23 protein-coding genes are annotated in these 23885 nt (G+C 56.6%); 9 read left to right on the top strand and 14 right to left on the bottom strand.

Annotated features, from left to right (window positions below):
• Positions 1 to 17: 17 nt before the first annotated feature.
• The 6 genes from HY010_20005 to HY010_20030 all read right to left on the bottom strand — a co-directional run bounded on the left by HY010_20005 (position 18) and on the right by HY010_20030 (position 6479).
• Positions 18 to 1706, bottom strand: coding sequence for a gamma-glutamyltransferase (locus HY010_20005; GenBank protein ID MBI3478023.1), 1689 nt, complete (start codon positions 1704 to 1706; stop codon positions 18 to 20).
• 277 nt (positions 1707 to 1983) lie between these two features.
• The gene (locus tag HY010_20010) at positions 1984 to 3228 is read right to left on the bottom strand and encodes an FAD-dependent oxidoreductase (GenBank protein MBI3478024.1); all 1245 of its coding nucleotides are present in this window, start codon (positions 3226 to 3228) and stop codon (positions 1984 to 1986) included.
• Positions 3229 to 3389: 161 nt separating this feature from the next.
• Positions 3390 to 3992, bottom strand: a complete 603-nt coding sequence (gene greB, locus HY010_20015) for a transcription elongation factor GreB (protein ID MBI3478025.1) — start codon at positions 3990 to 3992, stop codon at positions 3390 to 3392.
• Between the two features lie 63 nt (positions 3993 to 4055).
• Complete coding sequence (locus HY010_20020; protein ID MBI3478026.1) at positions 4056 to 5570, bottom strand: TonB family protein; 1515 nt, start codon at positions 5568 to 5570, stop codon at positions 4056 to 4058.
• 70 nt (positions 5571 to 5640) lie between these two features.
• Entirely contained in the window at positions 5641 to 6033 is a 393-nt protein-coding gene (locus HY010_20025) for a hypothetical protein (protein ID MBI3478027.1), read from the bottom strand.
• Between the two features lie 26 nt (positions 6034 to 6059).
• Entirely contained in the window at positions 6060 to 6479 is a 420-nt protein-coding gene (locus HY010_20030) for a hypothetical protein (protein ID MBI3478028.1), read from the bottom strand.
• Between the two features lie 211 nt (positions 6480 to 6690).
• Here HY010_20030 and HY010_20035 point away from each other — a divergent pair, with 211 nt between their 5' ends.
• The 3 genes from HY010_20035 to HY010_20045 are packed head-to-tail and all read left to right on the top strand — an operon-like array spanning position 6691 to position 8290.
• Positions 6691 to 7281 (top strand): sigma-70 family RNA polymerase sigma factor, encoded by a 591-nt coding sequence (locus HY010_20035; GenBank protein MBI3478029.1) that lies wholly within the window; start codon positions 6691 to 6693, stop codon positions 7279 to 7281.
• Positions 7272 to 7772 carry a hypothetical protein gene (locus HY010_20040; protein MBI3478030.1) on the top strand — a complete coding sequence of 167 codons (501 nt, stop codon included), beginning with the start codon at positions 7272 to 7274 and terminating at the stop codon, positions 7770 to 7772. The genes HY010_20035 and HY010_20040 overlap by 10 nt, the downstream gene beginning before the upstream one ends.
• Positions 7769 to 8290, top strand: a complete 522-nt coding sequence (locus HY010_20045; GenBank protein ID MBI3478031.1) for a zinc ribbon domain-containing protein — start codon at positions 7769 to 7771, stop codon at positions 8288 to 8290. Before HY010_20040 ends, HY010_20045 begins: the two co-directional genes overlap by 4 nt.
• A gap of 60 nt (positions 8291 to 8350) precedes the next feature.
• On the opposite strand, the gene HY010_20050 is transcribed toward HY010_20045, so the two are convergent.
• Positions 8351 to 9274: an alpha/beta hydrolase gene (locus HY010_20050; GenBank protein MBI3478032.1), complete on the bottom strand. Its 924-nt coding sequence runs from the start codon at positions 9272 to 9274 to the stop codon at positions 8351 to 8353.
• 5 nt (positions 9275 to 9279) lie between these two features.
• On the opposite strand from HY010_20050, the gene HY010_20055 reads away from it, so the two are divergent.
• Positions 9280 to 10203 carry an RluA family pseudouridine synthase gene (locus tag HY010_20055; protein ID MBI3478033.1) on the top strand — a complete coding sequence of 308 codons (924 nt, stop codon included), beginning with the start codon at positions 9280 to 9282 and terminating at the stop codon, positions 10201 to 10203.
• 53 nt (positions 10204 to 10256) lie between these two features.
• On the opposite strand, the gene HY010_20060 is transcribed toward HY010_20055, so the two are convergent.
• Entirely contained in the window at positions 10257 to 11093 is an 837-nt protein-coding gene (locus HY010_20060) for an MBL fold metallo-hydrolase (protein MBI3478034.1), read from the bottom strand.
• A gap of 282 nt (positions 11094 to 11375) precedes the next feature.
• On the opposite strand from HY010_20060, the gene HY010_20065 reads away from it, so the two are divergent.
• A complete protein-coding gene (locus HY010_20065; GenBank protein MBI3478035.1) occupies positions 11376 to 13781 on the top strand; it encodes a bifunctional YncE family protein/alkaline phosphatase family protein in 2406 nt (801 codons plus the stop codon).
• A 362-nt stretch (positions 13782 to 14143) separates the two neighbouring features.
• Entirely contained in the window at positions 14144 to 16243 is a 2100-nt protein-coding gene (locus HY010_20070; GenBank protein MBI3478036.1) for a M28 family peptidase, read from the top strand.
• 352 nt (positions 16244 to 16595) lie between these two features.
• Here the strand turns inward: HY010_20070 and HY010_20075 are convergent, their stop codons facing one another.
• The 5 genes from HY010_20075 to HY010_20095 all read right to left on the bottom strand — a co-directional run bounded on the left by HY010_20075 (position 16596) and on the right by HY010_20095 (position 19694).
• Positions 16596 to 17375 (bottom strand): hypothetical protein, encoded by a 780-nt coding sequence (locus tag HY010_20075; GenBank protein MBI3478037.1) that lies wholly within the window; start codon positions 17373 to 17375, stop codon positions 16596 to 16598.
• 1 nt (position 17376) lies between these two features.
• Positions 17377 to 17838 (bottom strand): hypothetical protein, encoded by a 462-nt coding sequence (locus tag HY010_20080; protein ID MBI3478038.1) that lies wholly within the window; start codon positions 17836 to 17838, stop codon positions 17377 to 17379.
• A 128-nt stretch (positions 17839 to 17966) separates the two neighbouring features.
• Complete coding sequence (locus tag HY010_20085; GenBank protein MBI3478039.1) at positions 17967 to 18521, bottom strand: hypothetical protein; 555 nt, start codon at positions 18519 to 18521, stop codon at positions 17967 to 17969.
• Positions 18522 to 18834: 313 nt separating this feature from the next.
• A complete protein-coding gene (locus HY010_20090) occupies positions 18835 to 19344 on the bottom strand; it encodes an SRPBCC domain-containing protein (GenBank protein ID MBI3478040.1) in 510 nt (169 codons plus the stop codon).
• Positions 19341 to 19694, bottom strand: a complete 354-nt coding sequence (locus HY010_20095; GenBank protein ID MBI3478041.1) for a winged helix-turn-helix transcriptional regulator — start codon at positions 19692 to 19694, stop codon at positions 19341 to 19343. Before HY010_20095 ends, HY010_20090 begins: the two co-directional genes overlap by 4 nt.
• A 118-nt stretch (positions 19695 to 19812) precedes the next feature.
• Between HY010_20095 and HY010_20100 the strand changes: the two genes are divergently transcribed.
• Positions 19813 to 20544 carry a hypothetical protein gene (locus tag HY010_20100; protein MBI3478042.1) on the top strand — a complete coding sequence of 244 codons (732 nt, stop codon included), beginning with the start codon at positions 19813 to 19815 and terminating at the stop codon, positions 20542 to 20544.
• 257 nt (positions 20545 to 20801) lie between these two features.
• Positions 20802 to 20918, top strand: coding sequence for a hypothetical protein (locus tag HY010_20105; GenBank protein ID MBI3478043.1), 117 nt, complete (start codon positions 20802 to 20804; stop codon positions 20916 to 20918).
• A gap of 49 nt (positions 20919 to 20967) precedes the next feature.
• Here HY010_20105 and HY010_20110 read toward each other — a convergent pair whose 3' ends face one another.
• Complete coding sequence (locus tag HY010_20110) at positions 20968 to 21933, bottom strand: amidohydrolase (GenBank protein ID MBI3478044.1); 966 nt, start codon at positions 21931 to 21933, stop codon at positions 20968 to 20970.
• Positions 21934 to 22234: 301 nt separating this feature from the next.
• Between HY010_20110 and HY010_20115 the strand changes: the two genes are divergently transcribed.
• A complete protein-coding gene (locus tag HY010_20115) occupies positions 22235 to 23872 on the top strand; it encodes an ABC-F family ATP-binding cassette domain-containing protein (protein MBI3478045.1) in 1638 nt (545 codons plus the stop codon).
• Positions 23873 to 23885 lie beyond the last annotated feature (13 nt).

Genomic DNA, 23885 nt, shown 5'->3' on the forward strand with positions numbered 1-23885 from the left:
ACACTAAATACACAGTCCTATTCCATTCTGCCGGCAGCCGGACCTACCGCGGTGGCTTGTCTGGTCTTGGGATCAATTCCAATCAGCGCCACTCCGCCCACTCCCTCGCGGCCGAGAGTTACCACGTGGCCGCGAGCCCTCAAGTCGGCCTGCACTGCTTCGGGGAGGGAGTTGGGCACAGAGAGGCTGCCCAGGCTCGCGCGGTCCTGACCGAAGGAGCTGATGAAATGCGTGGTGGAGAAGCGCGGCGCATTGAAGGCCTCCTCGGGACTCATGCCGAACTCCACGGTATTGAGGATGACCTGGATAGCCGCCTGATCCTGCATGTCGCCGCCCGCTACCGAGACCGCCATCACGGGTTGATTGTCACGGAAAAGCAGCGTGGGGCTCAGCGTGATGCGCGGCCGCTTGCCGGGTTGGATGACATTCGGAGTTCCCGCAAACGTGTTCAGGCTGCTGAGCCGGCTTCCGTGAATAATGCCCGTGCGTCCGGCCACTCCGGCTGTGCTCGACAGGCCACTGGGAGTCGCCGCGATCACGTTCCCAAACTTGTCCGTCACACACATGACGGTGGTTCCACCATGCCACGGGCCGGTGATCGTGGGCGGCTTGGTCGGTTTCATGTTGTAAGGGTCGCCCGGGCGGAGCTCGAGAGATGCCTTTTTCGGATTGATCAGCTCGCTCCGCATTTTGGTGTACGGATCGGACAGCAACTGCTGCATCGGCACCTTCGCAAAGTTCGGATCGCCGTAATATTCGTCGCGATCCGCCAGCGCCAGTTTCTCCGCTTCAATCACCGTGTGGATATAGTCCGCCGAATTGAATCCCATCTTCTTCAGGTCGAAGCCTTCCAGCAGCCGCAGCGTCTGTGAGAGATAAGGACCCTGCGTCAGCGGACCTGCTTTGTAGACCGTGTAGCCGCGGTACGTGGTTGTAAGCGGATCGACCACGGGAGTCTTGTGCTCGGCCAGATCCGATTTACGAAGGAAGCCGCCCTTCTCGACATACCAGGCTTCCAAGGCGTCGGCGATGTCGCCGCGATAGAAGCGGTCCGAAACAGCTTGCAGTTTCTGCTGCCGCGTACCTTTCGCGGCCCTTTCGGACTCCACCAATTTGCGAAACGTCACCGCCATGTCCGCCTGCCAGTTCACGCCGGTTTCGATCTTCTTGTCGCTGCCCGTATCGATATACCAACTGGGGCCGCCCGCATCGAGAATGGCCAGCGTGGGCTGCACGACCTCTTCGAAGCTCTTGGTCCCGTAAAGTTTCAGCAGGGTGACAATCGCGTCGATGGTGCCAGGAACTGCGGCTGCCTTCACGTCACCATCCGGGATTCCGTGTTCCATGTACCATGCGATCGCTTTGGGATCGCGAGGGGCCTCCCCTTGTCCCTCCAGCAGCTTCACGTTTTTCTGGTCGGCGCTGTAAACCAGAATCGGAATCTCTCCTCCCACGCAGAACGCGCCCACATAGGTTACGGAGAGTGCCAGCAAGGTGGCGGCGCCAGCATCGGCAGCGTTTCCGCCCTGTTCCAGAATCTTGATACCGGCCGCGGTCGCGACTGGCCTGCCGGAAACAACCACGCCATGGCTGCCGGTGGCGACACTCGGTCCGCGCCGGGTGACCGGCGTTTTGGTGGCCTGCGGCCAAGCGAAGGACGCGAGCAAAAGAAGAGAGATGGATGATACCGAAATGATCTTGCGCATAAGAGTTCGACTCCGTCGTGGTATCGGCTGGCATGCAGTGCCAGCATTTTCACCAAGGCTACATCAAGTCTCTTAATCCCGTGCAGTTTCCATCGGGTGCGATGAGGCTCTTGCACGGGTCATCTCAATTGTGAATCGTAGGACTGCGTTTTCATTTCGGGCCGCTCCTCTCGATCACTGCTTGCGGATTGCTTCTGGATTGCCGACTACTCATCTTGAACCAACGCGAGTCCTACCCGAGAAGCGCACTTTCACAAGCAAGCATGTGAGCCGCTCACTATTCCACCAGGTGGCCCGGCTTCGGCTTGTATCCCAAGGTGAGCAATTTATCGATGGGAGCCTTGTGGGCCACTACGCTCGCCACGTATTCCCCCATCGCGGGGCCGTTCTTGAAGCCATGTCCCGAGCCGCCGCCGACGATCCACACATTCTCCATTTCCGGGTGACGATCGACCAGGTAGTTGCCTGTTTCCGTATTCTCGTACTGGCATACGCGCGTCTCGATCACCGGCGCATCTTTCAGGTCAGGAAAGCGCTCGGCCACGAAGGCCCGAACCTGAGCGCGGTACGGAGCAGTCGGCTCGCGATCCATCGTATCCGGGTCGGCCGGCAACGATAGTTTGTCCACGGCGACCTTGAAACCGCGATTCTCGAGTACGGGAAATCCGTAGGCTTCGACTTCCTTGCTCTTGTAGATCCATGTGGGCATTTGCGGTGCGGAAAACCGTGCGTCGCCGGGCGCCACTCCCAGAAAGTAAACCTCCGCCCGCTCCGGCTGGATGTATCGTCCCAGCAGTGCTGGAAAAACTTTCGGCAGCCATGGCCCGCAGGCGAAGACGAATGCTCCCGCGGAGATCGTCTCATTCCCAGTGGTCGCGATCGAACTCAAAGGACTTTTCGACGAAGGCGGAGTGGCCGCAGCCACGCGGTAGTCGACTCCCTGTCGCACCATTTCTTCGACCAATATCTGGATTCCGCGCCGGGCCAGCAGCGCTCCACTGCGTGGCTCAAGAAGTCCGGCTTCATTTCCTCTCCACCCGATCTGAGGAAACCGCTTGGCCAACTGCGACGCGTTGAGTACCTCGTGCGCGATTCCGAGGTGCTCCAGGCTACGCGCGCTCTGGGGCACAATATCCACGGTGTCATCGGAGAATGTGAGGACGCCGGTCTCTAGAAAAATCTCCTGCCCAGAGCGGGCCGCCAGGTCCTTCCATTGAGGCAGGGAGCGCAAAGCCCATCGGCTGTAGAAATCGTCCTCACCATAAGCTGTTCGGATGATCCGCGATTCGCCTCCCGAACTGGAGCGGCTGTTGGCCGCTCCATAGGCGTCGAGTAGGATGACACGCAGCCCCGCTTTCCTTAGCCAGTATGCGGACCAGGCTCCAAACACACCGGCGCCGATAACGGCCACGTCCCAGGTTTTCGCAGCGGCCGCTTGTGACGCAGCGCGGGCCGCGAGTCCAGACGGCGCGACCGTAGCCGCCAACAGGATCTTCGTCACTTCACGTCGCGATATCTTCATCCAGAATCCCCTTGCTGACTTCAAACGCGGCGACAAGTTTATACCCATTGTCCCGGCAAGCTGGCTCTCGACAAAGAAATTAACGGCGTGGGGTCGCTCCCGTACTAGTGAAGGAGACTTGAATGAAGAAGTGCCAATACCGGGATTAGAAGGGTGACGGCTTAGCGTCGGCGAGGGCGTCCCTTTGCCGAGGCCTCGGATCCAAGCGGTTCACGGAACGGTTCCACAGCAATGCGCTCGTAGCGCACTTCCAGCACGTTCAGGTCTTCTGTACCGCCCGGCAATTGAAGGACTACTTCGTCGCCCGCTGCCGACTTCCTCAACGCGCGCCCGAGAGGTGATACCCAACTGATGTGGTTGCGGGCGAGATCGATCTCGTCGGTGCCCACGATGCTCACCACCCGCGATACTCCCGCGGCATTGGCATAGCGCACGGTCGCTCCGAAGAATGCTCTCGCCGCCGCCTGCCCCGCTCTCGGAGCTTCCGGGTCCACCACTTCCGCGGCTTCGATTCGCTTGGTGAGAAAGCGAATTCGCCCATCGATCTGCCGCAACCGCCGCTTGCCATACTGATAGTCGGCGTTTTCACTGCGATCGCCGTTGCTGGCAGCCCACGCCACCACCTCCACCACGGCCGGACGTTCCCTGGTGAGCAGAAAGTGCTTCTCATCTTTGAGGCGCTGCAAACCGCTCGGCGTGATGTAGTTCTTGACCGGCGTCGCGGGCTCGTCCGGTTTTGGATTTCTTGTAAAGCCTTTTCGCATGAGCAGTCTTTCCGGTGCGAATACAGCAGGTGACCTAATGAAAGAGGATGAAGGTCGAGCCGATCAGCGGTTTTGCGTTGGCAATGGAGCTGGTACTGCTGTACGTGTTTCTCGAGCACCTGCGTTAATTAAGTGGCTTTTCGACTTCTCATAATCGTCATGGTCAAGCGCATTGCATCTCGAATATCCCACGGTCATCCATCGAGGATCTTTCTCGTGGATGATTGGCGATCCGCAGTTCGCTGCGTTGAGATAGTCGAGAGCTGTGCGTCCCTTTGAGTCTTTCATGCGAGCATCCGCCCCAGCTTTCAACAATGTGTCGACCTCACCTGGATCCCCGCGCTGAACCAGAAGCATAAGCGCGGTCATGCCGTCATCGTTGACTGCATTTACTTCGGCGCCCGCATTCAGAAGGTCCTCATCCGCCATACCCGTGACAGCAGATGCCATCAGCGCCGTTTCGCCTCTGTTGGAGCGGGCATTCACATCTACTCCTGCTTTGATGATTTCACTCAACTGCGAATCGCCATAGGAACTAGCGGCATACATCAGAGGCGTCCATCCGCTGTCGTCGACGTCAGACAGCTTATCGCCCGCCGCTAACGCGGCGTAAAAGGCTTTTTTGTCTCCGCGATGCGTCGCATCCATGAGATTTGTCCTGCCAGGTTTGGGTAGATACTCGAAGGTAATTTCCGCGATACTTTCAGTCGCCGGATCACCATGCCGCCACTGATGTGTATTGGCGGATTCGTCAACGGCTAGTTCCACGTCTCCGAAGATCGCCGGCGCGGCATCGCCATATTCGCCGACACTCTTCTCCCGCCCACCGATGCGCACCTTAAACGAACTACTGCCACCATCCATCAGCCCCGCCTGTTCGTAGTGGCCGCACAGCCTCCAAATCTCTGGAGTGCGAAAGCGCTCCAACAGGGAGTTTGCCTCGGCCAGTGTGATCTGTCCTTTCTGGGAAAGATCGCCCTGCTTCCAAAGAACCGAGCCGTCTGCATCAACCCTAACTTCTTCGTTCCAACGTCGCAGTTCGACGAAATCTCCGTCCATGACGGTTGCCGGAGGCACGCGATCATTGGGGGTTGGACATTCTGAGCGATTCAATCCCGTCGTAGCGCCCGAAATGACCTGAACTTGTCCTCCTCCATCTATCATCACCTTCGTCGCTGGCTGGCCATCGTTGTATCCATCATCAGGTGGATTGAGTTGGAAATGAAAGGTGACCTTGTAGGCCTGCCCCGCAACCTCCGTTTTCGGCTGAAAAAGCCAGGCCTTCACGTTTTCGACTGCGATTCCTTGCAACATCGGATGACCAGAGATGGGAGTTACATCGACAGTTTGACCGTCCGCTCTCTTTCGGAAGCTCACTACAACATCACCCTGAATGTTAGCGGCCCTCGCCAGTTGAGGATATTTCAGTTCCGGAAGAGAGTCAGGTACGACCGTCTGCGCCTGACAAACATCGAAAGACGTCACAAACAGCGCTAGCAAAAGCAATAGTCGTATTCTCGACATGTCTCGAATCTCTACTACCTGAGAACCTATTCGCTTATCAAGCGAAGCCAACATTTCGATCGGTCACCCTAGTTTGGTTATACGAATAGAGAAAGTCAAATTCTACGAAGAGACGCCCGCTCGTTCACGCAACTCCTGGCGCGACTGCCTCCCGTTTTGCTGGCAGAAGCATTAACAGGACGACTCCGATCACAAGAAATATGATCACATCAGCAAAGTTCCTGTGGACGCCGTGATTCCAGGCTTGCACGGTTTGAATCGCCATCACCGTGCCATGGGAGATGTTCCACCAGGCTGCCAGCGCAATCATCGAGCGATGTTCAGATGGTCTCCTTACGGCCATGAGTAGGAAGACCCCGGCCGGAATAAAGAAGCTCAGAAACATCGGCTCGCACTCGTTCTTCTGAACCAAAAGCCAGCTGGAATGCCGCAGATCCGTATATAAGAAATAAATCAGGGCCAGATTGATCAGCCCCACGATCACCAGGACGATCTGTGTCAGGCGTGCTCTTTTCATGTTGGCCTCATTATTTAAGCGGCCAGCTAGGACATGCGGACAGTCTCAACCGCTGACCAAGTCCAAGCGTTCCAGACGATGACCGAGGTGCATACTGTTTCGATCGTCCCGAAGAAAATGTACGATGCAAACATGTGCTCGTGCCAGGCACCGCTGGCCAAAGGGTAAACGAATTGCATCGAAATGACGGCGAAAGTCTCAATCGCACCCGCGATGATATTCGCCAGCCGGTTCGCTCGAAACGGAAGCAGTCGAGACGCCAGAATCATGGCGATGGGTATTTCCATCAAGACCGCGGAACCCAGCAGAGCCCATGGTGCGAGATGTGGGGCGTCGGCTAGATTCGGCGAGCCAACAATGGCAAACAGGGCAATAACGTCCGCATACAGGTAGTTCAATAACGCGAAGATCCAGAATAGAGACAACCGCTCCTTTGTGTTATGCATGCCAACCTCCCATAAAAGAGCTTTGCAGGATCTCAGTTGCTCTCCTGCGCTCTGCACTGTGCATTGAGCATTTCGGGAATACGGGCGAGAACATCAAAAGGATGCACGGTATGAGGAGTATCCGAAGCAACTGCATCTCTTGCGTCTTTTTTGGGCACTCATCCGTATTACGAGTATGGTGGGGGCGACCGCACTATCGCTGGAGGGGCTTGTGGCCGTGGATGCCGATGTGATCCGGCTTCGCCGAGGCGACCTGAACGCTCTCTCGGAACTGATTACCCGGTACCAGAATCGGCTGTATCGGTACCTGCTGCGCATCGTGCGGCAGCCCGCCGAGGCAGAAGACCTGTTCCAGCAAACCTGGTTGAGAGTGGTCGAGAAGATTCGGTCCTTTGACGCAAGCCGTAATTTTGACGCCTGGCTGTTCGCGCTGGCGCACAACCTGGCGATCGATCATTTGCGCCGGATTCGTCCGCAGAGCCTGGACGAACCGATCGCCGAGCCGCTCGCAAACAGTTGGCATAGCGAAACCGTGGCAGAACGGATTCCGGGTAAAGACCACACGGCGCTCGATCACGTGTTGGCGGCCGAGCGCCGAACGGAGATCAGCGAAGCGATGGCGGAACTGCCCGTGATCTATCGCGAAGTCCTCACGCTGCGGTTTGAGGATGAGATGAAGATTGAGGAAATCGCGCACGTTACAGCGGTCCCGGTATCAACGGCGAAGTCGCGGCTGCGACGTTCGCTGGAACAATTGCGTTACGCGCTCGAAGCGCGGCATCCCGGAGGTACATGGCAATGAGAATGAGCGAGCACAACAAGATTCGAGAACTTCTGGCGCTGGCCGCAGCCGACGCGCTGACCAGCGCCGAAGAAAAACGAGTTGCGGAGCATGTGCGGTCTTGCATCGCCTGCTCGAACGAATTGGGGTTTTGGCGTCCGATTGCGAGCGAACTCCGCCGATTGCCGACGCCTCAGCCTTCTTCGTGGCTGGTGCAGGCCACGCTGGCGCGCGCGGCGACGAAGCTCACCGAACAGGCCGAGCATGATTGGAACCGCCGCGTCATGATTTTCGTCGTGGCTTTCGCGTGGCTGCTGACGATTGCGAGCTGGCCAGTTTTCCGCTTTGTGAGCGGGCGTTTCGGCAGCTTGATGGAGCCGGGGTTCAGCCCTACGCTACTCAGTCAAACATGGATCAGTTTTGCCGCGTTCACCGCGCTCGGGTGGCTCGCGGGAGGGGTGGCCGCAGTGATGCTGGCAATCCGGCAGCGCGGCGAAAGGAGGCTGGTATGAGCGCCCTCACAAAGGAATTGCGCGTGATTCCAGGAGCAGCGTGGATCGTTGCATGGTTCACCTATCTGTGCCTCACGCTGCCGGTGTTCTTCTTGGTCGCACCAACGGATCGGGAAGTAGGCAAATGGCCACGCTGGGGACAAGCGCTGCTCGTTTACGGAGTTTTCCTGCTCGTGGTGGCTCTGGTTGCGCTGATCGGATACATCTACGGCGACGCGAAGCGGCGGCAGATGCGGTATGTAATGTGGACGCTGCTGGCGATCTTCATTCCTAATGCGATTGGGATCATCTTGTACTTCATTCTCCGCGATCCTCTGCCGAAGCCGTGCCCGGGCTGCGGGCATGTCGAAAAGGCAAAATTTCCATTCTGTCCCCGCTGCGGCACTTTGCTGCATGCAACGTGTCCGAAATGTGACAAGCCCGTTGAGCCCAGTTGGGCGAATTGCGCCTATTGCGGACAGCAACTACTACCCGAGCCGGCGGCGGGAGCTGCACAAAATCCCTCTGTGGCGACGTGACGCCGTGCGCCTTCGGCGACTTGTTGGTTCGAGATTGACTGGTCTCGCTTGGGGATCGAGCTATCGCGCCCTGTCATTCCCTGCTATCACGCTGCGGAGAATCTCGGTGCATTCCTGCGAAGACGCTTCTTCGCTGTGCGGACTGTGCCGGCCATTGGCGATGAAGTGCATCTCCGCTTCCGGAATCGATTCTTGCACCTGCTTCATCTCATCAGGTTCGGTTCTCGGATCGCCTCGGCCGTGGATGAACGTAACCGGGACACGCAGTCCTCTGAGTTGCCCGTCATAAAGGTCTTCCTCCGGTCGTGTGCTCTGTGCCGCAAGTTCCAGCCACGCTCGGCAATTTCTTCGCACTACGTTCTCCCAATTCTCAGGACCGTGGTCCGATTTCAACAACTCGGCCATTTTTCCGCTCACGTGATTTTGAGGATCGGCAAACTTTTCAAAGAAGATGCTCTGCGATGCAGGTTTCCTGCGGAAGAAATGGAAGGCCTCAAGAACAAGGTGTTCACATCGCTGTGGAGCGGTGAGGCCAATCATCGCAGCAATGACCGCTCCGTCGCTATGGCCCCACAAAACAGCACGCGCAATCCCCAGTGCCTCCAGCACCAGCAGCGTCTCATCCGCCGCGCGACGATGAAAATCTGTCGGCAATGATCCGGGGAATCTTGCCGAACGCCCATGGCCGGAGCGATCTGGAACGATGAAGCGGGCCTGACCTTGCAGTGCTTCGATCTGTCGCCCGATGGAGTAGACTCCATAGCCCCAACCACCGTGCAGAAAGACAATAGGCCTACCGTTGCCGGCGTCGCGGCAGTAGATCGGCACGGGCACGATCCCGCGCGCGTGAGGCGATTCTTCCAATTGCACAAACGGCATGAGACTTGACTTTACATGGAACTCGGGCTGCGATTGCGGAATCCCGAAACTTGACTCGATCACTTGAACGCCGGCCTGCCGCCACTCGCCATACCTTACACTCAAACCACATGCTGAACCGGGGCTACGCCTACACCACAATCATCAGCGACAAATATCATGGACGAACCCTGCTCTCCTACTTGGCAAGCCTTTACCCACACTCAACTCCACAAGCCTGGCAACAAAAACTGAACAATTGCGAAGTCACCATCAACGGCGTCACTGCGACCGGAAGCGAATCACTCATTGCAGGCCAAACCCTTGTCTGGAACCGTCCACCCTGGATCGAACCAGACACTCCTCAGCACTTCGAAGTACTGTTTGATGATCCTCATCTGTTGGCGGTCAACAAACCTGGCGGGCTGCCGACTCTTCCCGGCGGCGGCTTCATGGAAAACACCCTTCTGCGCCTGGTGCAAAAGCAAATCCCCAACGCAAACCCTGTCCACCGGTTGGGCCGAGCCACGACCGGCATCGTTCTCTTCGCCAAAACAGCGCAGGCCGCCACTAAACTAGGCGCGGACTGGAACACTCCCAGAATTGAAAAAATCTATTGGGCGCTGGCTCAAGGCATTGCACAGCACGACGCCTACGAGATCCTCACACCCATCGGACTTGTGCCGCACCCGCGTATCGGATCGGTGTGGGCCGCCAGCCCGAGTGGCAAGCCGTCAAAGTCGTTGGCGAAGGTGATCTCACGGGCGCCAAGCAGCACGGCGTCAAGCAGCACACAAGGCACCACAACATTTGAGGTAAGCCTAAATTCGGGACGCCCACATCAAATCAGGATCCATCTGGCATCCATCGGCCATCCCCTGGTGGGCGATCCTCTGTACGGTTCATCCGGCCAGCCTCTGGAAAATCTCCCCGGCCTCCCGGGCGATGGAGGATATTTCCTGCACGCCCGATTTCTAAAATTCCACCACCCCATCACCGGCGAACAAATCAATCTTGAAGCAGCTTTGCCGCCTGGATTCTCACTGCAGCAGTAGGTCCACGGGGGACAGAAATTCAGGGACAGACGATGTGAACAGATCATCAGGACCTATTCAGGGTTTCCATTGCCAGAATTCCAATCTGGCTGAGTTGCGGCGCGGTCGCACATCGACTCGATCGTATCTTCCGTTTCTTGCCGATCGGCTGCGAAGATCCCATGCTGGGTCAATTGCACTGTCTTCTTTAATTCGGCGGAAGATTTTCCGGCTTTGAGACCCTGCTTGACTTGTTTCCACATGTCGGCGATAAAGTCCCGCTGGCGATGCAGCAGATCAACATCACCAAGATCTCCGTGCGCCGGAACCACGGTCTTGATGGGGAGCTTGGCAATGTTGTCGAGTGCGCGAATCCAACCCACGTAGCTGACATCCTGATCAGAAAGATTGTTTCCGTGGGTCCAATTGACCGCCAAGTCTCCCACAAAAACGATGCCTTCTGCGGGCAGATAGGCCACTCCATCGCCTTTGGTGTGGGCCTGTCCGTACTTGATTAGCTCGACCCGATGTTGGCCGTCGTCAAATACGAGACGATCTTGAAATCGAATCGATGGTAATTCCACATGTTTCAAATTGATCTTGGTCTGATCCCTGACATCTTCCATCCCTTTGGCGCCCAGCTCCAGCGCAAGATCGTCCGTGCTTACGATGGTGGCGCCGTGGGCAGTGAATACGCTGTTTCCCAACGTGTGATCGGCATGGTAGTGAGTATTGAATACAAAACGGACCGGTTTGGGAGTGATGGCTTTTATGTCCCCAATGATCTTTCCAGCCGCCCAGGGAAAATTCGCGTCGATCACCAATACGTAGTCGCGAAATACAACAAAGCCCACGTTGGTCTGTTCGTGCCTGCTGAGGTCACCAGACCAGTAGTAAACATCTTGAGCCATCTGATGCACGCGATTCTGGGCGAAACTTGGCTGGCTTGCCCATGAAAGCAAGAAGATTAAAAAGGACGAACAGTAGATTTTCGTCTGCATCGTTAAGAACCTCAGAGGGACTGATTTATGAACTATAGATATGAGTTCCCGAACCAACTTGTGTAAACCGGCCCGGGCACTATTCCCATGTGTGCGCGTGGACCCACAGAGAAGGCTCACCCATACCGTACTGGAACGTCTATGCAATTGCACGGGCATGCCCAGCATTCCGCTTTAGGAGTTGCGCAAACTATGGTTCATGGTGGAAACAAGTACGCACCACGAGTTACCCGCACGGTGCGGTTTCTGTTGAACGTCGGCTTCTTCTTTTTCATGCCAGCGTTGCTGTTGTCGCAGGAGCAAAAACTGGCTTCGGCCCCAACCTACACCACTCCTCTGGCAACCGGAGTGCGCCTTGATCCCGAAGGCGAATTCGTTGATTTGAGCAGCATGCCTCTGGGAATGGCGCTGGCGCCAAATGGTAAGAAACTGGTTGTAGTCCTGAGCGGCTGGCGCGAGCAGGGAGTCCAGGTTGTGGATCTTGCCACCCGGCGCGTGACCCAGACTCTTCCTCAGGAAGCGGCGTTTTATGGTGCGGCATTTTCTCCCGATGGCAACAAGCTGTACGTTTCCGGCGGCAATGAAGATTTGATCTACTGCTATTCGTGGCGCGACGGGGTTGCGGCCCTGGACAAAAAAATTGTCCTGGGACAAAAGAAAGAGGACAAAACAGGATCACGATATCCGGCGGGCCTTGCGGCCTCAAAGCGGGGCGATTTTCTTTACGTTGTGGAGAATGTCGGCGACAGCCTTGCCGTGGTGGACCCATCTTTGGGGAAGGTCGTGCAGCGATTTTCGACCGACCATTATCCTTACGCAGTCGAAGTGGCTGCGAATGGCAACGTGTATGTCTCCGCGTGGGGCGGTCACACTCTTTCAATGTTCCGGACAAACCCGGACGGAACATTGGTCTATACCGGCCGGCTCGAGGTTGGGCAGCGGCCGTCGGCGCTTAAGTCGAATCCATCCGGATCGCGGTTGTTCGTTGCCTTAGCGGGCACAGACCGGATTGCAGTGGTAGATACACATGCGAAAAAAGTTCTGCGCTATCTCAAAGACGAAGCCCCCGGCGCTCCTTCACAGGGAAGTACCCCCAATGCGCTCAGCCTTTCCCGGGACGGCTCCAAGCTGTTTGTGGCCGAAGCCGACAACAATGCCGTCGCCGTCTTTCATACTTTGGAAGGAGCCGCGCAAGCTGGGTTGCATCCGGCTGGCCGCATTCCTACAGACTGGTATCCGACCGCCGTTCTGGAAACAGATAAGGGGCTGCTCATCCTGAATGGAAAGGGGCACGGTAGCCACGCGAACCCAGACGGGCCAACTCCCGGAAAGGGGATCCAACGCCCGTTAGGCTATGGCCTTGGGCAGCTCAACGGAACACTACGGCTGGTTTCTGCTGATCTTAGTCCCGCGCGATTGGCTCAGGATTCCCGCAGGGTAGCGGAAGCGAATGGCTGGGGACAGAAGCGATCCACCAAGCGATATCCGCCTTTCAAGCATGTAGTTTACATCGTTAAGGAGAACCGTACCTACGATCAAGTTCTTGGTGATATGAAAGAAGGAGACGGTGACCCCAGCCTGGTGTTCTTCGGCCAGGACGTCTCGCCGAACCATCACGCGCTGGCCCTTCGCTTCGGGTTGTTTGACCGCTTTTTCACCAATGCTGAAGTAAGTGGCCAAGGACACGTCTGGTCCACCGCGGCCTATGTTACCGATTACGGCGAAAAGGTAGTTCCTTCCATGTATTCCGACCGGCGGGCGGACACTGCCGGCGACGAAGCCGACAACCCGCTGGGTGGGTATCTGTGGAACCTGGCCGCCAGGAAAGGAATCTGGTTCCGCGACTACGGCGATATCGTGGTCGGGCCCGATACGCAGCACGATCTGCCGGCTGACGTAAGCTCCAGTTATCCTGAAACCAACCTGGAGATTCCCGATCAAAAACGGGCCGACGCCTGGATCGAAGAGCTGCACGACTTTGTTCGTAAAGGCGACATGCCGGCGCTGTCCCTCATGTATTTGCCGAGAGATCACACGCTTGGCGGCTCCGCGGGCCATTCGTCGCCTCGGGCCTGCATGGCCGACAATGATCTTGCACTGGGACGAATCGTGGAAGCGCTCTCGCAGACTCCATTTTGGCGGGACACGGTGGTGTTTGTAGTGGAGGACGATTCGCAGGCCGGTCCTGACCACGTGGACTCACACCGCTCACCTTTTCTCGCCATCTCGGCTTATAACCGTCCGGGCACGGTGCACAGATTCGCCAACACAACGGACGTGATCGCGGCTCTCGAAGACATTTTAGGGCTGGGACGTATGTCCAAATTCGACTACTTCAGCCGCTCTCTGGCAGACACGTTTGCCGTGACGCCAGACCTCACAACCTACAGCCCCGTTGTCCCGAAAGTGGATTTGAATGAGGTGAACCCGGCGCAGGGCGCAGCTGCGAGGATGTCAGAAGGTCTGGATTTTAGTGCCCCTGATCGCATTGATGATGCGTTATTTAATCGAATTCTCTGGACCATGCTCAAACCGGCCGGCACGGCACCACCGGTCACAAACATGGCGCCGGTGCATGCGCTTCAATTAGCGCGGTAAGAGGGAAGAAATGATAACTCGGGGACAGACGAGACGTTCCCCAGTTTACCCGGAAACCAGACAAACCTGTGACGGTCGAAAAAACGGGGGAACGTCCCGTCTGTCCCTGCATTTCCCTGCATTTCGCGTCCCATCGTTCGCGCGGACCAGCCGGATGGCGGACCGATTCTCTATCGGGTTCGACACGCTGCAAAGCTCTGGCACAAGCACGAACGTCCGGAGCTTGAGCAGAAGGTGATAGAAGGGGATGCGAAGTTCTCGATTTAGGGATCGGGGCGGCCCCCTTAGCATCGATCCTGATTTTGAATGGAATTCAAAGCTGAGTTGCGTTGAAGGCGGCATGATCCCGATAATACGGGCTCATGAAAATCCACCCATCAAAACGACTAGCTCTGCTCCTGCTGCTAAGTGTCAGCCTGGTTTGGGGACAGACCGCCGCCGATTCCCCCGCGCCTCCAACTTCTTATCCCTCGCCCACTCCAGCCGCCCTAGCCACCGCCGAGCACGCGATCTCAGGACACGACCCGGGACCCTCAGGCCCGAGTCCTGTCACTGACCTGCTGAAGCTTCTGCTGGCCAGCGTCAACTCGACGGAAGCCTTTACGAACATGGAGGCAATGTGGGCAACCGACCGCTATTTTGACTTCGCCAGATTTCAGCAGACCGCAAAGAATGTCGCGGAGATGATGCGGCAGGCAGGACTGGACGACGTCCAGATAGGCCAGGGGCCCGCCGACGGTGTGACGCAGAACGGTTTTTGGACGCAGCCGATGGCGTGGGACGCGCATTCTGCCACGTTGGAAATCGTGTCGCCTCAGGTTCCAGAGGACATGCGCGTTCTTGCCGACTATCAGAAAATTCCTACCTCGCTGTGCCAGTGGAGCGGTCCCACTCCACCCGGAGGCGTCGAGGGTGAGCTCGTGCTGCGTCCCAAGGACATTCGCAATGCGGATCTGAAAGGCAAGTGGGTGCTTGGCCACCGCATGTCCAAGACCGATTTGAAGCAGGCCGGTGCGCTGGGTATGGTTCGCGAGAGCGGGGTGAACCGCACGCTGTTGGACGAGCGCGACTGGGAGAACGATTTCGGCGATAACGGCTGGGCCTTCAATAAAAACGACACGCCTACGGTGTGCCTCTCCATTACACCGCGACAGGAGCAATACCTTACTGAGTTGCTAAAAAAAGGACAAGTGAAGCTCCGCGCCAACGTTGACACACGTTACTACAGCGGGACGTATCCGTATGTAAGCGGCGTCATTCAAGGCACCGACGGCGCGGACGCAGAGGAAGTGCTCTCACTCGGACATTTATATGAAGAGGGCGCCAACGATAACTCCGCAGGCGTCGCATCCATTCTTGAAGCCATAACCACCCTCAACCGGCTGATTAAGGAAGGCAAATTACCCAGGCCAAAGCGGACCATCCGCATGTTGGCCATGGGCGAGCGCTATGGCACGCTCGCGTATCTCGATGCCCACAAGGATCGAACCAAGCGAACCATCGCCGCGATGTGCATCGACACACCCGCCGGATGGCAGTACATGGCAGGAACGCAATTCATCTGGTCCATGAATCCGCAATCGGCCAGTTCTTTTGTGGATGCATTCACTGTGCGCCTTGCCGCGGAATATTTCCCCATGGTGCGCCGTCCTCATTTATGGAGTGAGTACAACCGGGGCGCATACTACGGCGGAACCGACGATGACCTCGGCGAGTCGATGATCGGCATTCCCACGACCTCGGTGAATAGCGGCCACGGAATCCCTGCCCACCACACCAGCTTCGATACCCCCGCGCAGGTCGACCCCAAATCCCTGCGCGACCTCGCCGTCATGAACGCGGCTTACGCATATTTTCTGGCATCGGCGGGACCGGAGCAGATGCACTGGATGGCTGAGTTAGCAGTGGAGCGCGGATACGATCAGATCAATTCGGGGACGGCAAACAGCCTGGACCTGGTGGCTGCGGCAAGAGACGCCGACAGCCTGGGACATCTTCTCTATTGGGAGAAGGCTCGCGTTGACTACAACCTGGCGCGCGAAACCAAGGCGGTCAAACAAGCCGTCAATCTCCCGCAGGAACTGGCTGCACTAGCCTTCTTTGCCGGCGCGCAGAAAGTGCGGATCGAAGGCGCCGTGAAAGACCGTGCAACGCAACTTCATTTGGCAACGATACAGCCGATGCCCCCCAACTTCGGTCCCGAAGCCGAAAAGATCATCGTTCGCCGCAAGCGAATGGGCGCTCTCCCACTGGATGAGATTCCAGAGAGTCAGCGGGAAGGATTTCCTGACAGCGGCTTCTGGTCGCCAACCATGGCAGCACTTTACTGGTGCGATGGCAAACGCAATCTAGCCGAGGTCATCCAAAACACGGAGATGGAACTGGGCCCGCAAAATAATTTTGACTGGGTGGGTTATTTTAAATTCCTGCAGCGGCACGGTTACGTGGACTTCGTGCAGTAATGACGGTCCCACATCTCGAAACCGCGAGCTGCGGGGCACGCCAAAAATTTGACTTCCTAATTTATTGTGAAAGGCGGGTGGCCCATCTCTGCATTGCACGATTGCCACGGAGGGTGCCCCATCCTTGTGTTTTTTGCCTGGTGCCCCAGGTTCGCGCCGCGTCATATAACGTCTGCGGTTTTCACTTCTCTGGTTTTGGGGCGCTAACCTGGGCGGGGCAACTCCTTAGACCATCCGAATATCTTGAATGATTCGGCAATCCCAGGTTAGCTCGCCTTCGGCTACGCGGAACCTGGGGCACCAGGCGGACAAAAGAAATGGGGTCAGTTCCGCCTGTCCCTTATCAGACCTTCTAAACAATGCCAGACAGATTCTTCTCACGGATGACTTCCTGGACCGCTTTCGTGCCGGGAGGAAGGATGCGAATTCTGTCGGTTTGTTCCGTGAATTCGATCAGCCGCTTCTTATGCAGGCCGCGGATTGTTCGCATTACGTATTTCTTATCGCCATATTCGATCCACTCGACCAACTGCGCTGAAGTAACATCCGGCATTGACACGGCGGCAAGAAGCAGAATCTTTTCGTGTAGTTTTAGAGTTGTCTCAAGGACGCGCTTAATTCCGTCATCCCCCGTCCACACCGCGGGAAGCCTCACCTCAACTAGCGCGTCCACTAATTGTTGAGCATGTGTCGTCGTAAGGTTGTGAAACACACGGACGAGTTCGCCCATAATCCAGTTTGACATCGAGAGCACAACGACCGCATCCATGTGGTTTGGATCAACATCGCCTCCGACATGCCCCACGTTGCGGTTATTCCGCACGTCGTAGAGCACAGGAAGCATACGAGGGATTAAAATCTGAAAGCTGTGAGGGACGTGCGACAGTTTGTTCTTCTCTAGTGAGCGACAAGCGCCCACGAAGTCAGATGGCTTTGCAGGAGCAGGGGCATAGCCTTTCTTCGCATGGCCGTCGAGAATTGTGTATACAGTCTCGCTGAATCGCCCCCCGTGCAATTCGGAAGGAAGCCAACGCTGCTCAAGAAAGTTTTGCACAATGGTGCCGTATTCTTTGAGCAGCGGATCGCGTAGCCCGGGCGGAATTGCGGATAGTGCTGAGGAGGCGGCAATCATGTCACATGCCGAGAGACGCCCGACCTGGATCAGTCACGAAAAATCCTTTATCGCCGTCCTTCTCGCAGTGCCCCTTCGTTACATTGCTGTTAAGGCAATCCGATGGATTGTTCAATTTCGGTTGATTCGCGTTCTTCAAAGTGTTCTTAACTTCGGTAGTAGTGAGCCTGTTTTTTCCAGTCGTATCGTGCAGGTAAACTGAAGTCGCGAGGAACTTTTTGACCTGATTGCTGGTTGTATTTTTTTCTTTCAAGAAGGCAGCAAGAGTGCCCAACTTGCCATTTTTCTTTTTTGTGATTCCACCTTCGCTGTTTTCGGCCGCAGTTGTTTCCAATTGTGTGACGTCTGCCAGTTCAGAGAGTTTCGCCAATACTTTCTCTAGTTCCCCCGACAGCCATTTCTCGGTGCCTTCTCCCGTGAACGCGAACCCACCCATTTTGATTTCAATTTTGGCATCAGCCATGCTCGACTCCATAACTCAAGAATTCCGCCGTAACAGCGGATGCAAATTGCCAGAAGCGGGGCTTACGAGACGTTCAATCATCTCCATTCGTTCGACACTTAAGGTACGTCTCGTCTTTGTCATTGTTTTCATTCCTCATTCCTGTCCGTCCCTTCGCTAATAAGACGATAACCGTATTCCAGTCCTGCTCGTGTTACTCGATATTCCTTCCATGCCTGCTTTGACTTGCCTGCTTTTTTGGTCTGAATCATGTGTTGTGGCTTTCGCGACTTGAGCGTATTGATTGAGTCAGTAATGTTTTTGACGCCGTGTCCGAGGTCCTTTAGAACGTCATTGATCTGCTTACCCGAAAGCGTGGCATCAGGGGAATCGCTGAAATCTTGGAGATATATGGCGACGCAGAGAACGCGGTCCGCATCAGTTTGGGGGGATGCAGCAGCCAAGAACTCACCAACGCTCTGGAAACCGTCAGGGTGATTTTCAAATGCCGCGTCAATCGCTGGCTTTTTCGGCCCTATCTTTGTCCGCCCGAGGAGGGCCGGCTGGATGCCTAGCTTCTCGCCGGTCCACCGGAGCACTCTTTCACGTTCGCTTTCAGAGAGAGGCTCGAGGGTCTTGATGATTGTTTCAAGCGCTTTAAGATCGGCGAAATGTACGGCGGGGGTCTCCGGCTTGGTTGTCATACTTGGATATTATCCCTAGAGCGCCCAAGTGTCAACTCCAAGTCGTGACGAGAAGTTTGGGGAGGGCAGACGGGACGGTTTCTGCTTTGTATAGCAAATTCCCACGCAAGGGGGCCATCCTTGCGTTTTTTGCAAGAGCCTGCCCTGAGCTTGTCGAAGGGGTGGGCGGCGATGCTGCCGGCACAACTCTGTGGTGGCTTCTGCAGTTTGAAAGCCGGACCACGCGCCCCGCCCACCCTTTGGTTTTCCGGCACGGACCAGCGTTGCGTTACGTTCAGATCTCGCGCATGACAATCATCAAAACTCCAACTTCTTACTTCGCCTGCGCTAGCTTGGTAACGACTGCGGCAATTTTATCGAGTATCTGGTTCCATCCCTCCATTTGACCGCTCTCTTTCGCGCTCTCCATGGGTTCATTTCCAATGAAGGTGAGTTTCGTCTGGCCGTTTCCGAGATCCTCAAAGATGGTCACGTCGTACGCACCGTCGATGGCCTCATGTTCTATTCCTAATTGGGCGGCGTCAACCTTGTTTCCCTTTGAGTCCGAAAAGTACATGGAGGAAACGATCTTCTCGTGCAGAACAATCTCGTGGTATTCAACCAGATTCCAGCACTCCTGCCCATCCGGCATCTTCATGCAGAGGAGAGATTTTCCCCCAACGCGAAAATCCATCTGGCAAACGGGCGCAGTAAAGCCCTTCGGCCCCCACCACTGCATCACGTACTGCGGGTCTGTCCACGCCTTCCAAACCAACTCGCGTGGGGCATCAAAAACTCTTGTGATCACCATCCGCTCTGGTTCGTTCATCGTGCTTTTCGTCATCTCTGGACCTCCGTTCTTTTCATTTCCTTCACGACCACTTCCAGCTTGTCGAAGCTCTCTTCCCAGAATCGGCGATAGCTAATCGCCCAGTCGCTGACCGTCTTGATCGCCGCTGGCCTAAGCGTGCACACACTCTCTCGTCCACGCTTCGTCTTGATCACAATCCGCGCCCGCACCAGGTAGGCAATATGTTTTGAAATCATCTGCTGCGAGAGTGCAAACGGTTCCGTCAATCCATGCACCGAGGCAGGCCCATGGGAGAGTCGTTGGATCATTGCCCGCCGGGTTGGATCAGACAAAGCCGCAAACGTTGTACCTAATTTATCCACAACCGCATGGTAGTGGATTATCTGGCGATGTCAAGTGTGGATTTTGCAGTCCCGATTTCTGTTCACTGATCCCCAATTTGCCAGCGCTGGCCGGCAAGTTTCTGCTCGGGCCGCCGCTCGGTGGTATAGTGGCCCCGCCATGTCAACGACCCAGTTTCATCAGGCGATACGGCATCCTTGGCCCGTCTTTGCGACTGCCCTGACTCTGACGGTGGCGGGTTTCTGGCCCAGCTTTTTCGCGAGACTGCCGGAGGCGCCGCTGCCGCATCACCTGCACGCGTGGTCCGCGACCGCCTGGATGGTCCTCCCCTTGCTCCAGTACGCTCTGATACGGAGCGGACGGCGCAGCCTGCATCGCCTCGTGGGCTATTCCTCTGTCCTGCTTGCTGCCATCGTGGCGGCGACCGGGGTCTATGTGGTCCGAATGATGGCCTACAAGAACATGACCAGTTTCGAACTGGTGAGTGTGAAGTTCGTCGTCCTCGACCTGACCGGGATCGTCTTCTTCTGTGTATTAGTCGCCGTTGCCATCTCGGCGGCACGCCGGCGCGACATCCGGTTGCACGTCACCGCTCTGGTCGCCAGCGCGTTCATTCCTCTGGAAGCGGCCCTCGAGAGACTGTTCCAGATCGTGTTGCCCTCGCTCGTGCCCGACTTCAACGTAGCTCTCTATGCGTCGCTGATTTTTCTGGAAGTCGCCTGCGCCGCCATCGTCCTCGTGGAATGGCGTTCGGGCCGCGTGCGTTGGCCGATACCGGCCCTGCTCGCCTACTATCTCCTGATGCACGCGATTCTGACACCGCTTGCCGCCAACAAAGCCTTCCAGAGTTTCAGCGATTGGTTTGGAATGGCCGGACGTGCCGGGAGCTGAGAGCAAACCCTGGATTGTATGCGGCTGATACATGAACATAGAGAAACACGTCGAAAACATTCGGGATTAGTGCCAATTCGGAAACACAAACAGGGTATGGCGCAAGTGTTGCCATGTTCCTTCCTCGGTGTCTCCGTGCCCTCCGTGGTGAAACGGACAATTGCAGAAACACGAAGCCTCGGTAATAAGCCCAGGGACTATTTAACTGTTGCTGTCCGCATCTCCTCAATGGGGCGGGCAAGACAACGCTCTTCCGGATGATGGTCGGCGAGGAAACTCCCGACGAGGGCGCGGTCTCTGTCCCCAGGAAGTTGACGATCGGCTACTTTCGCCAGGACGTCGAGGAAATGCAGGGCCGTTCAAGAATGTGGTGACAGACGAGAATGTGGTGACGTCGGCATTTCCGGTGACGTTCGCTTCGTTCTAGAGGTGGAACAATTTCTGGGCATTACCGTGGGCAATTTTCATGCGGTCTGGCTCGCTGATGCTGGCCTGGTCGAACCAGTCCTTCGCCTCGACCATGTCCTCAAAAGGGTAGTCCACCGAGTACAGCACGCGGTCTGCTCCAACTTCGAGAATCACATTGGTCAGCGCCTGCGTGCGGAAATTGCCGCTGGTAGTGATGTAGAAATTCTCACGCAGATAGTGGCTCATCGGCAGCTTCGCTTTCGGAGTACCGCTACCCCTAGATATGCGATGGTCCACGCGCCAGATGCCGAACGTCAGTCCTTCGCCAAGGTGGCCAAGAATAATTCTGAGTTTGGGATACTCATCGAACAGCCCGCTGGCCATCAGGCGAAGAGCGTGAATCGAAGTTTCGACCGCAAAGCCCCACGGCGAACCGGCGAGCCACGGGTACCCTTCGTAGGCCTGCTGGCGGGTGCTCAGGGGAGGACGAGGATGTAGATAGAACGGCACATCGAGCTCCTGGACCGTTGCCCAGAACGCACGGTATTGCGGCAAATCATAAGGAACGGCCGAATCGGCTTCGCCGATCTGTGAGAATCCGTTGACCAACGCCCCGCAGAATCCCAGTTCATGCACGCAACGTGTCAATTCACGAGCGGCCGCCTGAGGATCCTGCAATGGCAAAGCCGCAAAGCCTTTCAGTCGTTTGGGATACTTTGCGATGTGATCGGCCAAATAGTCATTGATTCGCCGTGCTAGATCGATAGCCTGCGAAACGTTGGGAATCGCCTGAATCCCAGCCGCAACGTGCGAGAGGATAGCGATTTCGACACCACCGCGGTCCATCTCTGCGATGCGTCCGCTGCCCACGTCGAGGACCTTCTGCCGAAGTTCGGGCGTTGGAAGATCTCTTATCGCGTAACTTGTGTCGGCGGTTTCGGGAAGCACAAAGTGTTCTTCCAGCGCAATTTTGCCTGTGATTGGCGCCGAGTCAGGTTTAGCCGCGTCCACAGCATTCCCGGCTACGGGCGTCGCATTTGCTGCGTTGGCATCTCCGAGAAGTCCTGCGGTCGCCAAGGCCGCTGAACTAACTTCCAAGAACCCGCGTCTCGTGATCTGACTCCTTTGAACAATTTTTCTCATGCGGGATCTCCTGTGTTGAGCCAGAAAAACAATCCAAAGTCTATATCAACTTACCAATAATCCAACGCCAGCATTCGCCGACAATTTTCAGGTCACGCTACACTGGAAGAGGCCCCGTGCCGCGAGTCGCTCCTCCAAAATGATCTCTTTCTCAAACATCAATAAGCAGTATGGCAAGCAGTTGCTCTTCGTGGACGCTTCGTTTCAGTTGAATCCCGGCGAAAAAGTCGGACTGGTCGGCCCCAATGGGGCGGGCAAGACAACGCTCTTCCGGATGGTGGTCGGCGAGGAGAGTCCCGACGACGGCAATGTCTCTGTCCCCAAGAAGTTGACGATCGGCTACTTTCGCCAGGACGTCGAGGAAATGCAGGGTCGTTCGGTCCTGGATGAAGCGATCGCAGGCAGCGGACGCGTCGGCGATCTGCACCACGAACTCGAAGCTTTGCAGCGGGAAATGTCCGACCCTGACAAGGCGGATGAAATGGACCGCATCCTTGATCGCTTCGGTCACGTGCAGGAGGAGTACGAGCACCTGGGCGGTTACGCGCTCGAATCGCAAGCGCGTGAAGTGCTCCACGGTCTGGGATTCAAAGACGATCAGATTGACGGCGACGTGGGCGCCCTCTCCGGCGGATGGAAGATGCGCGTTGCGCTGGCGCGCGTCCTGCTCGGAATGCCGGACGTATTGCTGATGGACGAACCGACGAACCATCTCGACATTGAATCCATCATCTGGCTGGAACAGTTTCTCAAGTCATTCCCCGGCGCGCTGCTGATGACTTCGCACGACCGCGAGTTCATGAATCGCCTGGTCTCAAAGATTGCCGACATTGATGGCGGCGAGATCATCACCTACTCCGGCAACTACGATTTCTACGAGCGCGAGCGGGCGATCCGAGAGAGCAATCAGCAGGCGGCGTTCGCCCGGCAGCAGTCCATGCTAGCCAAGGAGCAGCGCTTCATTGATCGCTTCCGGACGCACGCCGCCAAAGCCGCCCAGGTGCAGAGCCGGATCAAGGCCCTGGACAAGATCGAGAAGATCGAACTGCCCAAGAAACGGCAGGTCGTGAAATTTGATTTTCGCGTTCCACCGCGATCCGGCGAACAGGTGGCCGTCCTTGAGAATCTGCATAAGAGCTACGGGCCGCGCGTGATTTATGAAGGATTCAATCTCACCATCCGCCGCGGCGAACGCTGGGCCGTCATGGGAAGAAACGGCGCGGGCAAAACCACACTGCTCAAGATGATTGCCGGCGCTACTACCCCAGATGCTGGAAGTGTAAAGCTCGGCGCCAGCCTGTATATGGGCTACTTCGCGCAACAATCGCTCGACGTGCTCAGTTCCGATCTCACCGTCGCCGAACAACTACAACAAGATTTCCCCCAGGACAGTATCGGCTCGCTGCGGAACCTGGCGGGAGCATTCCAGTTCTCCGGCGAAGACACAGATAAGAAGATCCGCGCCCTCTCCGGCGGAGAAAAGTCGCGCCTGGCAATCGCACGCATGCTCTACAACCCGCCGAACTTCCTGGTGCTCGACGAACCGACCAATCACTTGGATCTCGCAACCAAAGAAATGCTGGTGGACGCCCTCAAAGATTTCGAAGGCACCATGATCTTCGTATCGCATGACCGCATGTTCCTTCGCGGACTCGGCTCACGTGTGCTGGAACTGGGCGGCGAGAGCGGTACGGACCGCAATCCCACGGTATATCCCGGCTCGTACGTTGAGTACGTGCAGAAGCTTGGACACGAGGCGCCAGGGATCTATTCGTAGGTCTTGCATCTCG

The sequence above is a fragment of the Acidobacteriota bacterium genome (assembly GCA_016196065.1).
GTDB lineage: Bacteria > Acidobacteriota > Terriglobia > Terriglobales > Acidobacteriaceae > Acidiflorens.

Excerpts from the sequence above, each read along its gene's own strand:
- HY010_20055 (MBI3478033.1), top strand. The coding sequence starts at position 9,280 with ATGCTGAACCGGGGCTACGCCTACACCACAATCATCAGCGACAAATAT.
- HY010_20010 (MBI3478024.1), bottom strand. The coding sequence starts at position 3,228 with ATGAAGATATCGCGACGTGAAGTGACGAAGATCCTGTTGGCGGCTACG.
- greB (MBI3478025.1), bottom strand. The coding sequence starts at position 3,992 with ATGCGAAAAGGCTTTACAAGAAATCCAAAACCGGACGAGCCCGCGACG.
- HY010_20020 (MBI3478026.1), bottom strand. The coding sequence starts at position 5,570 with ATGTTGGCTTCGCTTGATAAGCGAATAGGTTCTCAGGTAGTAGAGATT.
- HY010_20115 (MBI3478045.1), top strand. The coding sequence starts at position 22,235 with ATGATCTCTTTCTCAAACATCAATAAGCAGTATGGCAAGCAGTTGCTC.
- HY010_20060 (MBI3478034.1), bottom strand. The coding sequence starts at position 11,093 with ATGGCTCAAGATGTTTACTACTGGTCTGGTGACCTCAGCAGGCACGAA.
- HY010_20080 (MBI3478038.1), bottom strand. The coding sequence starts at position 17,838 with ATGGCTGATGCCAAAATTGAAATCAAAATGGGTGGGTTCGCGTTCACG.
- HY010_20075 (MBI3478037.1), bottom strand. The coding sequence starts at position 17,375 with ATGATTGCCGCCTCCTCAGCACTATCCGCAATTCCGCCCGGGCTACGC.
- HY010_20065 (MBI3478035.1), top strand. The coding sequence starts at position 11,376 with ATGGTTCATGGTGGAAACAAGTACGCACCACGAGTTACCCGCACGGTG.
- HY010_20025 (MBI3478027.1), bottom strand. The coding sequence starts at position 6,033 with ATGAAAAGAGCACGCCTGACACAGATCGTCCTGGTGATCGTGGGGCTG.
- HY010_20045 (MBI3478031.1), top strand. The coding sequence starts at position 7,769 with ATGAGCGCCCTCACAAAGGAATTGCGCGTGATTCCAGGAGCAGCGTGG.
- HY010_20085 (MBI3478039.1), bottom strand. The coding sequence starts at position 18,521 with ATGACAACCAAGCCGGAGACCCCCGCCGTACATTTCGCCGATCTTAAA.
- HY010_20090 (MBI3478040.1), bottom strand. The coding sequence starts at position 19,344 with ATGACGAAAAGCACGATGAACGAACCAGAGCGGATGGTGATCACAAGA.
- HY010_20105 (MBI3478043.1), top strand. The coding sequence starts at position 20,802 with ATGATGGTCGGCGAGGAAACTCCCGACGAGGGCGCGGTCTCTGTCCCC.
- HY010_20005 (MBI3478023.1), bottom strand. The coding sequence starts at position 1,706 with ATGCGCAAGATCATTTCGGTATCATCCATCTCTCTTCTTTTGCTCGCG.
- HY010_20070 (MBI3478036.1), top strand. The coding sequence starts at position 14,144 with ATGAAAATCCACCCATCAAAACGACTAGCTCTGCTCCTGCTGCTAAGT.
- HY010_20040 (MBI3478030.1), top strand. The coding sequence starts at position 7,272 with ATGGCAATGAGAATGAGCGAGCACAACAAGATTCGAGAACTTCTGGCG.
- HY010_20100 (MBI3478042.1), top strand. The coding sequence starts at position 19,813 with ATGTCAACGACCCAGTTTCATCAGGCGATACGGCATCCTTGGCCCGTC.
- HY010_20030 (MBI3478028.1), bottom strand. The coding sequence starts at position 6,479 with ATGCATAACACAAAGGAGCGGTTGTCTCTATTCTGGATCTTCGCGTTA.